Source organism: Roseomonas rosulenta, assembly GCF_016106005.1.
GTDB lineage: Bacteria > Pseudomonadota > Alphaproteobacteria > Acetobacterales > Acetobacteraceae > Neoroseomonas > Neoroseomonas rosulenta.
In genome coordinates, this window is the sequence record NZ_JACADR010000227.1 from 1 (window position 1) to 7,485 (window position 7,485).

A 7,485-nucleotide genomic window follows, 5' to 3' on the forward strand; every position below is an offset into this window, starting at 1 on the left:
CTGCAGCTGTTCTTGCCCAGGTCGATCCCAAGAACCGTGATGTGCATCGCTCCAACTCCCATCCCTCTGCTGGCCTGCCAGCCTAACGCGGCAGGAAAGAGGGGCGGGCCATCCCATAAATTCCGCCTGGATCACTCGATGGGGGCTGGTCACCTCCTGTTCAGCTCACACAGCCGCCGGTGTCCGCACTGCAGCCGAAGCCTTGCCGCCAAACCCGCATGCTTTCTGTCAAAGTATTGCTAGGGGGTCAGGTCAACCCGATCAGGCGCGTTTCGCAGGGGCGTTCTCTGGGCTTCGTCGAAGCGGTGTTCGCCGACGGCGGCTACGCTAGAGAGCTGGTCGCGAGCTGGCCGATTTCGCGGTGGATGGCCATGAGAGCGGCGCAGCGATATGCTCAGGTAGAGTCTTGTTTGATGGGCGAGATCGTGAACTTCGCGATCAGATTCCGGCAGATTTCGCGATACGCCAATCCTCGGGAGTACTAACGGAAGTGGTCACCTCGCTACGTTGGCTTACGGCAGCCGTTGCTGCGACGCCGTCGATATTCTGCCCAAGCTGCAGCACCAAGATCCGGCCCCGTCCTGTGCTGGAAGTAGCGACACCTGACGGACAGTCGCTGCGCTTATTGGCCTGCGATGCCTGCTGCGCGCACTTCTTCGAAAATCTTGCTGTAGGCAATTATGCTGACAACCCGCCGGGAGGCGGCGCGGCTCTCGCGTTCTACCTCCAGCAGGGCGCCAACATGGGAGGCATGGCGGTGCGGCTGGCGGCCCTCGGGCGTCCGGCAGGTACGCGCTACCTCGAAATCGGCTGTGGCTTCGGCTTGGGGCTCGATATCGCCCGGCGCACCTTGGGATGGGAAGTCACGGGCCTCGACCCATCACCTTTCGCAGCCGCCGGGCGCGATCTCCTCGCTCTGCCGATTGCGCCCCGGTACCTGCTCCCGGACGATCCGCTGACCGAGAGTTTTGACGTGGTCCATGCCTCAGAGGTGCTGGAACACGTGGCCGACCCGCTGGCCATGCTGAAAACGCTGCATCGTGCGCTGCGCGCTGATGGCACTCTGGTTCTGACTACCCCGGCGGCAGAGTTGATCACGCCTGAAACCGGGGAAGGGTTGTTGATCCCGCTGCTCTCGCCGGGCTGGCACATGGTGATCCAGACGGCGGCGAGCCTCGAGATGCTGTTGCGGCGCGCCGGCTTCACCAAGGTGCGCGTCGCCCGCGAAGGCGCACAGTTGATCGCCGTCGCGGGCACTCTACCGCCTGGCTCCGACGGCGATCGCGCGCCCTATCTCGCCTGGCTCGAGGCTGCGTCAGTCGCCGTGCCGCCGAGCTCCGACCTCGGGCTGGGCTTGCGCGCGCGGCTGTATCGAGAGCGCAGCGCCGCAGGCGACATGGCCGCCGCCGCAGCCGCGTGGGACGAGCTGGACGCGGCGGTCGCGGCCCGCTTCGGCCGCGGGATCGAAGGCTTCGAAGCAGCACCCGGAACCCTGACGCTGGAAGCCCTGGTCGCACGGGAACCCGTGTGCCTGGCCGGGGTACTGCTCCACCGGGGGCTGGAGGCGCTCCAGCGCGCTGAGCCCGCGGAGCACCTGCTCGCCGCCGCCGCCGCCGCCGCCGGCCGCCTGCGCGCCGCGTTGCGGGCGGTCGGTTCCGACGATGGCGACGCCGAAGAAGTGGCCTTCGTCGCGACCAGAGAACTCATCGTCCTCGCTGCCTCGCGCGGCGAAGACGGCATCGTCGGTCGGATCGAGGCGATGATCGCAACCGGCGGCCTGCGCCATGCCGAGGTCGCCTGCCGGGCCTGCTTCGTAACACTGGTCAACCGGGGCGCGCTGGACGAAGCGCGCCGCATTGACGCGTTGATGCCGCCTGACTGGTGCACCATCAGCGATACCGGCCCGATCCAACACGCCGATGCAAGCCTTGTATATTGCCGGGCGGTGATGGAATTGCAGTTGGCCGACGGGCGTAGGCGCGACGCGTTGGAGTGGTTGCGGGCATTGCGCGCTGCCCTGCTGCGTGGCTTCGCCGCCGGCGACACGGCCGCCGCGACGATCCTATATTGGCCCGCGACCGAGGCCGCCGCGCTTGGCCTGCGCATGGCGGGTGAGAAGGGCGCCGCAGCGGCCCTCATTCGGGAGGCTGAGTTGCGGATCGCGCAGCTGCCTGGCTTCCCGTCCCGGCCGATGACATGAGCAGACTTCGTGGCCTAGCGCTGCTGGCGCGATCGCTGGGAATCGGGCTGTGGCGGGGCGCGGCCGCCGACATCGGCTTGTGGATGGCGGCGGGCGATACGAAATCATGCGTGCACACCAGCATCGAAGGCCGCGCGCCACTGACCGGAAAGGTTTGCGTCTTCGTCCACTACGATGGCGGTGGCGTGCTGCGCCCCCATGCACGACGCTACCTCGATGCCCTGACGGCCGAAGGATTCTGCATCGTCTTCGTCAGCAATTCCGCAATTGGGCAGGAAAGCCTCGACCATCTTTCCGGCCGCTGCGCCCGCATCCTACTGCGCGACAATAGCGGCTATGACTTCGCGGCCTATCGCGATGGCATCCTGAGCTTGGATATCCAGCCGGGGCGGCTCGCCATGCTGATGCTGGCCAATGACAGCGTCTATGCCCCGATATCGCCGCTCGCCGGCCTGTTCGACGAGATGGATTTCGTCGCGGCCGACGTCTGGGCCGCGACCGACAGTTGGCAGAGCCGCTATCATTTGCAGAGCTACCTGATCGGCTTCGGCCCCGCCGCCTTGGCGCATCCGGGCTTTCTGGATTTCTGGCGCCAAGTGCGGAATGTGAAGTCCAAATGGGCTGTCGTGAAGCACTACGAAATCGGGCTGACCCGGACGATGCTGGCGGCGGGCATCCGTTGCGCCGCGGTGTTCGACTACCAATCACTGATGCGCCGCGCCGAGGCGATTGTAGAGGCCGGAGGCGATCCCGAGCCAAACGCAACGTCGGCTCTGTTCAGGGCTACGGCCGAACGTGCTTTGCGGGCTGCGAACCGGCGCCGTGCCGCGAACCCGACGATCGACCTGTGGTTGCTGCTGGCCGAAGCGGGTTGCCCTTTCCTCAAGCGTGAATTGCTGCGTGACGATCCGACTCAGGTGCCCGACCTCTTCGCCTGGCACCGGATCGTGCAGGACCGCGCGCCGACGCTGTATCGGGAGATAATCGAGGACCTGAAGCGCGTGATGCGCCGGGCCGCACCATGATGCGTCCCCCCATGAACGGTCCGGGGCCGACCTGCATTGGCGAGCGGCTGCATGATATCGACGCTGCACGGTCCGCGGTACCGCGAGCGTTGCATGGCCTCGCGGTGCATTCGCCGTGGCGTTACCTACTTCGCGCGGCGCAGGTCAGCTTCGAACTGGCCAGTACCAGCCTGCTCGATCGTCTGGCGCCACCGCGCGGCGGCGTGACCGAAGTGACGCAGGGACGATGTGTGCCGCGCGGCACCTCGATCGCCCTCTACCTTCATTGGTCGCCGAGCGGGCGCATTTCGGCAATGGTGCGGCGCCAGTTGGCGATCTGGCGCGACTGCGGCTTCGATGTGGTGTTCATCAGCAATGCTGATCCGCCGCCCGAGGATTGGGACGCCGTTAGCGAACACGCCGTGCTGCGGGTCCGGCGCCGCAACACCGGGCGCGACTTCGGCGCCTGGCGCGATGGTGCGGCGCTGGCGTTGCAGCATTGGCCCCGGCCGTACGAGCTTCTGCTGGCCAACGACAGCGTGCTCGGTCCATTCCGTCCGCTGCAACCCATTGTCGCCGCCTTGCGTGCGGGCGGGGAAGGGCTATTCGGCTTGACGGAAAGTCGTGGCGGTGGCGTGCACCTGCAATCTTACGTGCTGCTGGCACGCGGTGCAACGCCGGTCGCGAGCATGTTGAACCACCTGGCGGCCCTGCGCGACAGCCACAGCAAGTGGCGCACGGTGCAGCAGGGCGAAATTGGCATGACCCGTCGTATGCTGCGCGAGGGGCACCGTTGTGCCGCCGTCTTCGGCTATGACGCGGTATGCGCCGCGGCGGATGAGGCCACGCGAGCGTCGCTCGGGCCACGCTTCGCTGTCGGCAAGCCCTGGCGGTATCCGCTGAACCCAACGCACCATTTGTGGCGCGTGCTAATCCAGGAGATGGGCTTTCCGTACCTGAAGACCGAACTAGTCCGGCGCAATCCCGGCGGCTTGCCCGGGGTGGCGGACTGGCCGGATCTGGTTACGTCGGCGGATGCGACGATGATCCGGGATCATCTGGCGGTGTATTCTACTGGCTCACCTAGAGCTGCCTCCGACCTGACTGAATCGCGAAAGTCCTTCCGCGACGCGGAGCGGATCTGATTCAAGCTGTCTGTCGGGAGGGGGCCGACAGGCATGTCGAAGGCGCTGTCGGTGGACTTTCGGGAGCGTGTAGTCGCGGCGATCGAGGCAGGATCCTCGTGCCGGGCATCTGCTTCACGCTTCGGCGTTGGCATTTCAAGCGCGATCCGCTGGGCGTCCTTGAAGCGCGCGGTGGGCTCGGTGGCGCCGGGGCCACTTGGCGGGGATCGCCGCTCGGGGCAGGTCGAGGCGCATTGACCCTGCCTCCAAAGTGCCCTCGTTCATGAGCAGAGCCTGTTCTCCATTTGCCCCGATGCGGGGCGGGTTGCAAAGGCTGCGGGGGTGAGCCCGTTCAGGCTCGTGTGCGGGCGGGCCGTGTTGTAGTCGCTCCTCCATGCTTCGATGATGCGGCGCGCCGCGGGCAGGCTGCCGAACAGGTGCTCGTTCAGGCATTCGTCGCGGAACCGGCCGTTGAAGCTCTCGACGAACCCGTTCTGCTGCGGCTTCCCCGGCGCAATGTAGTGCCGGGCGACACCACGCTCCTGCTGCCAGCGCAGCACCGCGTGTGAGGTGAGCTCGGTGCCGTTGTCGCTGACGATCAGCGCCGGACGGCCGCGCGACGCTACGATCCGGTCAAGCTCACGCCCAACGCGCAGCCCCGACAACGAGGTGTCCGCCATCAGCGCCAGGCACTCGCGGGTGAAGTCGTCCACCACGGCGAGGACGCGGAACCGCCGACCGCAGGCCAGCGCGTCGGAGACGAAGTCCAGCGACCAGCGCTGGTTCATCCCCTGCGGCAGTGCCATCGGCGCCCGCGTGCCGAGCGCGCGCTTACGACCTCCCCGCGGACGGACGCCCAGGCGTTCCGCCCGGTACAGGCGGAACAGCTTCTTGTGGTTCAGCCGGTGCCCCTCGCGCGCCAGCAGAATGTGCAGGCGCCGGTAGCCGAACCGCCGACGTTCATTCGCCAAGGCCCGCAACCGAACGCGGACCTCGCCATCGTCGCTGCGCGTCGAGACGTAGCGATACGTCTTCGGTGCCAGGCCCAGGAGCTGGCAGGCGCGCCGCTGCGATTAGTCCTTCTCTTCAATCGCCCAGGTCACAGCGTTTCTCCGCGAGCCGGGCGTCAGAAGTTTTTTGCCAGCATCTCCCGCAGCGTCGAGACATCGAGCATGGACTCCGCCAGCAGCTTCTTCAGCCGCGCGTTCTCCTCCTCGAGGCCCTTCAGCTTGCGGGCGTCGGACACCTCCATGCCCCCGTACTTCGACCGCCAGGCGTAGAACGTCGCCTCGCTGATCCCGTGCTTGTGGCACAGATCCGGCGCCGTCGCACCCGCCTGGTGCTCCTTCAGCACCCCAATGATCTGCTCCTGCGTGAACCTCGATCGCTTCATCACCCGTCTCCCTTCGACGGACTCTAGCTCAGGGCGGGGGCACCCAAGGGGGCAGGGGCAAATTTTTAGGATAGTATTAAAAATAAGATCATTTTTTTATTGACGCAATTTTCGATATATGTCTAACTTAAAAATGCGAGAGTGATAGCGATTGCGCAACGCGGCCTAGCTCCGCGCATGTCTGTTAGGAGACCGATGTGACTTATTTCGCAACGATGGATGAAGTATATTTCGGAACTAATAGCGGGGGCAGCAGCTTCACCGTTGATGCATTGCTTAGTGCGACCAATATTAAAGTATATCCGGATGATCCGACGGACGGAATACAGAGCCAAAATTTTGCGAATAGCGTAGACGGAGCCTTAGTTTGGCTTGAGTATGCGGCAGCTGGCCAAACATGGCTCGTTCAGTGCCAGTTAACCAACGGACGAAATACGCTTGGGGCGGGCAATTCGCCCGAGGATCTGTGGGTTTTTGTGGTGGTTGGCAATTCTGGCCCGCTACCGGCTTTTACGACTTTGATTGTGACAAGCGGCGGGTTTGACGTTACAGTAGGCCAATCGTTGACGATTAATAGCAGCATCACGATGGCTGATCTTGATCAGCTGGTTCAATCGCAGCCTCCAACGACCACCATTTCGCTGATCGATATCTCCGTTGATAGTGGAATCGATGGCGATTTTATTACCAACGCCTCATCGCAGTCGATTACAGCCTCTCTGAGTCGAGCACTTGCCACCGGCGAGACGGTGTGGGGGTCCGTCGATGATGGCGCGACTTGGGTCAATGTCACCCAGAATGTGACAAACACGCAGATCAGCTGGCCCACGACACTGCTCTCGGGGTCTGGTCGAGCAATAGTGTTTGAGGTCCGGAACGCCGCGGGCAGTGGCCCGCTTGCGAACCAGCACTACACCCTCGACACCACCGCGGCGGCGCCCTCGGTGCCGGATCTCACGGCGGCCTCCGACACCGGCGCGTCGAGCACCGACAACCTGACGGCGGACACCACCCCGACGGTGACCGGGGGCGGCGCCGAGCCCGGCGCAACGGTGACGCTCTACGACACCGACGGCACGACGGTGCTCGGCAGCGCCGTCGCCGCGGCGGACGGCTCCTGGTCGATCACCAGTTCAGCCCTGGCCGACGGCGCGCACACGCTGAGCGTGCGGCAGACCGACCTCGCCGGCAACCAGAGCGCCCTCTCGGCCGGCCTGACCGTCACCATCGACACCACCGCGGCGGCGCCCTCGGTGCCGGATCTCACCGCGGCCTCGGACACCGGCGCGTCGAGCACCGACAACCTCACGGCGGACACTACCCCGACGGTGACCGGGGCCGGCGCCGAGCCCGGCGCAACGGTGACGCTCTACGACACCGACGGCACGACGGTGCTCGGCAGCGCCGTCGCCGCGGCGGACGGCTCCTGGTCGATCACCAGTTCAGTCCTGGCCGACGGCGCGCGCACGCTGAGCGTGCGGCAGACCGACCTCGCCGGCAACCAGAGCGTCCTCTCGGCCGGCCTGACCGTCACCGTCGACACGACGCCGCCGGCGTCGGGCGGCACGCTCGCCTTCGCCAGCCTGGTTGACACCGGCGCCCTCGGCGACGGCATCACCAGCGACAACACCTTCGACCTCAGCCTGACGGGCGCGACGGCCCTGCGCTATGAGGTCTCGACCGACGGCGGCAGCAACTGGGCGACCACTGCCGCCGCCCAAGTGGGCGTGGCCGACGGCAGCTACCAGTACCGCGCGGTCGTCG

At 65.7% G+C, this 7,485-nt stretch carries 4 protein-coding genes and 2 pseudogenes; 5 read left to right on the plus strand and 1 reads right to left on the minus strand.

Annotated features, from left to right (window positions below; genetic code table 11):
- Window positions 1-583: 583 nt before the first annotated feature.
- The 4 genes and pseudogenes from HW578_RS20270 to HW578_RS27940 form a co-directional block, all read left to right on the plus strand.
- Window positions 584-2,200, plus strand: a complete 1,617-nt coding sequence (locus HW578_RS20270; protein WP_198372530.1) for a class I SAM-dependent methyltransferase — start codon at window positions 584-586, stop codon at window positions 2,198-2,200.
- The gene (locus HW578_RS20275) at window positions 2,197-3,225 is read left to right on the plus strand and encodes a rhamnan synthesis F family protein (protein WP_198372531.1); all 1,029 of its coding nucleotides are present in this window, start codon (window positions 2,197-2,199) and stop codon (window positions 3,223-3,225) included. The genes HW578_RS20270 and HW578_RS20275 overlap by 4 nt, the downstream gene beginning before the upstream one ends.
- Window positions 3,226-3,236: 11 nt before the next feature.
- Window positions 3,237-4,349, plus strand: a complete 1,113-nt coding sequence (locus tag HW578_RS20280) for a rhamnan synthesis F family protein (RefSeq protein WP_198372532.1) — start codon at window positions 3,237-3,239, stop codon at window positions 4,347-4,349.
- A gap of 33 nt (window positions 4,350-4,382) precedes the next feature.
- Window positions 4,383-4,580, plus strand: a pseudogene (locus HW578_RS27940) (IS630 family transposase); the annotation flags it as partial.
- 29 nt (window positions 4,581-4,609) lie between these two features.
- Here the strand turns inward: HW578_RS27940 and HW578_RS20285 are convergent.
- A pseudogene (locus HW578_RS20285) lies at window positions 4,610-5,721 on the minus strand (IS3 family transposase).
- 197 nt (window positions 5,722-5,918) lie between these two features.
- On the opposite strand from HW578_RS20285, the gene HW578_RS20290 reads away from it, so the two are divergent.
- The coding region (locus HW578_RS20290; RefSeq protein ID WP_369407942.1) for an Ig-like domain-containing protein at window positions 5,919-7,485 on the plus strand (1,567 nt) is incomplete at its 3' end.

Excerpts from the sequence above, each read along its gene's own strand:
- HW578_RS20275 (WP_198372531.1), top strand. The coding sequence starts at position 2,197 with ATGAGCAGACTTCGTGGCCTAGCGCTGCTGGCGCGATCGCTGGGAATC.
- HW578_RS20280 (WP_198372532.1), top strand. The coding sequence starts at position 3,237 with ATGAACGGTCCGGGGCCGACCTGCATTGGCGAGCGGCTGCATGATATC.